The sequence below is a fragment of the Oscillibacter valericigenes genome (assembly GCF_021531435.1).
Taxonomy (GTDB): domain Bacteria; phylum Bacillota; class Clostridia; order Oscillospirales; family Oscillospiraceae; genus Oscillibacter; species Oscillibacter valericigenes_B.
The window spans coordinates 1-654 of record NZ_JAFBIS010000076.1 but is presented as its reverse complement, the minus strand read 5'-3'; the positions used below and the strand labels follow the sequence as shown (position 1 = coordinate 654).

The following is a 654-nucleotide window of genomic DNA, read 5'->3' as shown; positions in this document are numbered from 1 at the left end:
GCGGGCTTCACGATCTCGCAGGCGTCAGCCTTGGCCTGGTCGAAGGCGTTCTTCTTCATAACGCCGGGACGCACGGTGGCCATGCAGGGACGGAAGCGGGGGCAGATGATGGTAGCCATCAGATGGCCGCCGAAAGCGGGACGGGTCATCTTCAGGTTGCGGTCCTCCATGTCCCACTTCTGGGCGTCAACGTCCAGAGTGGAGGCCTCCCGCAGGAACTGGATGTAGTTGGGCACATCCACGTCCAGGTGGGTACAGTCAGCGCACAGGCCGGTGTGCAGACGGGCCGCGCAGCGGGGGCCCAGGTCACGGCCGATGTTGGTGGCGCCGATCAGGAACGCCTCGGGCTTCAGGTCCTCGATGACGTCGCAGATGACCTTGGCATAGGCGTCGGTGTTGTACACGCCCAGCAGGGGGCTCTCGCAGACATAGACCTTGTCCGCGCCGTAGCCGCCCAGCTCCTTAGCGACGGACTCGATGCCCTCGCCGCCCAGCAGCAGGCCGCACAGGTTCACGCCCAGCTCGTTGGCCAGGTCGCGGCCCTTGGAAATCAGCTCAAAATCGGTGGGCATCAGCTTGCCCTCGCGCTGCTCACAGAACACCCATACATCCTTGAAAGCAGCGATATCAGCACTGTTGAAATTAGACATAGTC

Annotated in this window: 1 protein-coding gene; it reads right to left on the bottom strand. The window is 63.0% G+C overall.

Going from position 1 to position 654, the window contains the following annotated elements; genetic code table 11:
- A partial coding sequence (locus JQM68_RS13615) for an electron transfer flavoprotein subunit alpha/FixB family protein (RefSeq protein WP_412758482.1) occupies window positions 1-650 on the bottom strand: 650 nt, incomplete at its 3' end.
- Window positions 651-654: the final 4 nt, after the last annotated feature.